This is a genomic window from Mycobacterium sp. (assembly GCF_019243155.1).
GTDB lineage: Bacteria > Actinomycetota > Actinomycetes > Mycobacteriales > Mycobacteriaceae > Mycobacterium.
This window is the reverse complement of the sequence record NZ_JAFAUS010000104.1, coordinates 1-2084: the sequence shown is the minus strand read 5'-3', so window position 1 is coordinate 2084 and position 2084 is coordinate 1. Positions and strand designations below refer to the sequence as shown.

General features: G+C 67.9%; 1 protein-coding gene. It reads left to right on the top strand.

Features of this window, described 5'->3' with window-relative positions; genetic code table 11:
- Positions 1 to 2084 (top strand): AMP-binding protein (locus JOZ00_RS05330; protein WP_293340733.1); only part of this gene is annotated, 2084 nt, incomplete at both ends.

The window sequence follows — 2084 nt, the reverse complement described above, 5'->3', positions numbered from 1 at the left end:
AGCTTCGAGTTGGCAACCGAAATCCCGTTGCGGGCACAGCTGTTCCGCGTCGGCGACGACGAGCACGTGCTGGCCGCCGCCATCCACCACATCGCCGCCGACGGCTGGTCGATAGCCCCACTGGTCGGCGACCTGGCGACCGCCTACACCGCGCGGGTAGCCGGGCAAGCCCCGGGGTGGACGCCGCTGGGCGTGCAATACGCCGACTACACCTTGTGGCAGCGCGAACAATTCGGCGACCTCAGCGACCCCGACAGCCCGCTGGCCGCGCAGTTGACCTACTGGCAAGACACCCTGGCCGGACTGCCCGATCGCCTGCAACTGCCCACCGACCGCCCCTACCCCACCGTCGCGGACCTACGCGGTGCCACCCTCGACATCGACTGGCCCGCCGATCTGCAACAGCGCATCACCGACCTGGCCCGCGAGCACAACGCGACCGACTTCATGGTCGTGCAAGCTGCCCTGAGCGTATTGCTGGCCAAGCTCAGCGCGAGTTCCGATGTGGCCGTGGGCTTCCCGATCGCCGGGCGCGACGATCCTGCCCTCGATCAGCTGGTCGGGTTCTTCGTCAACACCCTGGTACTGCGCGTCGACCTGACCGGCGATCCCACCGTGTCCGAGGTGCTCGCCCAGGTCCGCCAGCGCAGCCTGGCGGCCTACGACAACCAGGACGTCCCGTTCGAAGTCCTCGTCGACCGCCTCAACCCCACCCGCAGCCTGACCCACCACCCCCTGGTCCAGGTCATGCTCGCCTGGCAGAACTTCGCCGGACAGGACAACGATCTCACCGCCGAGCGCACGTTGGGCGACCTGCGGATCGCTCCGCTACCGGCCGACACCCATACCGCCCGCGTCGATCTGACCTGGTCGCTGTTCGAACGCTGGACCGAAACCGGTGCACCGGCCGGGATCGGCGGCACGGTCGAATTCCGCACCGACGTTTTCGACGCCGCCAGCGTCGACACTCTCATCGAGCGGTTGCAACGGGTGTTGACCGCGATGACGGCCGACGCCGGGCAACGGCTTTCGGCGGTCGAGGTGCTGAGCGCCGACGAGCTGGCGCGTCTGGACGACTGGTCCAACCGCGTGGTGCTGACCGCGCCTGAGACAACGGCGGTGTCGATTCCTGCGGTATTCGCCGAGCAGGTGGCCCGCACCCCGGACGCGGTGGCACTGACATGCGGCGGCGAATCGCTGACCTACTCGAAGCTGGATCAGGCGTCGAACCGGTTGGCGCACCTGCTGATCGGGCAGGGAGTGGGTGCCGGTGACCGGGTGGGGCTGGTGTTCCCGCGTTCTCCCGAGGCAGTCACCGCGATCCTGGGCGTGCTGAAAACCGGTGCGGCCTACGTCCCAGTCGACCCGGCGCTGCCAGCCGCGCGCGTTGAGTTCGTGTTGTCGGATGCCGCACCGGTGGCGGTTGTCACGACGGCGGAGTTGAGGAAGCGGCTGGGTGGATTCGCCGGGCGGATCATCGATGTCGACGACCCGGCGGTAGGCAGCCAGTCGAACGTCGCTGTGCCGACATCGGTGTCGCCAGACGACATCGCCTACCTGATATACACCTCGGGCACGACCGGGACGCCGAAAGGTGTTGCGGTGCCGCATCGCAACGTCACCCGGTTGTTGGAGTCGTTGGACGCCGAGGTCGGGCGCGGGCAGGTGTGGTCGCAGGCACATTCGTTGGCATTCGACTTCTCGGTGTGGGAGATCTTCGGGGCGCTGCTGTCCGGTGGCCGCGTCGTCGTGGTGCCCGAAGCAGTCGCGGCTTCCCCCGACGAGCTGCACACGGTCCTGGTCGCCGAACAGGTCAATGTGCTCAGCCAGACCCCGTCGGCGTTCTACGCGCTGCAGGCCGCCCACGGGCAGGCCGAAGCCGGGCCATTGGCGTTGCGGTCGGTGATCTTTGGTGGCGAGGCCCTCGACCCCGCGCGTCTGAACAGCTGGCTGCAGGCGCACCCGGACTCTCCTCGGCTGATCAACATGTACGGGATCACCGAGACCACGGTGCACGCCTCGATACGAAACATCGGCCCCGAAGACCTTGCAGGCCAGTGCAGTCCGATCGGTGTACCGCTGGC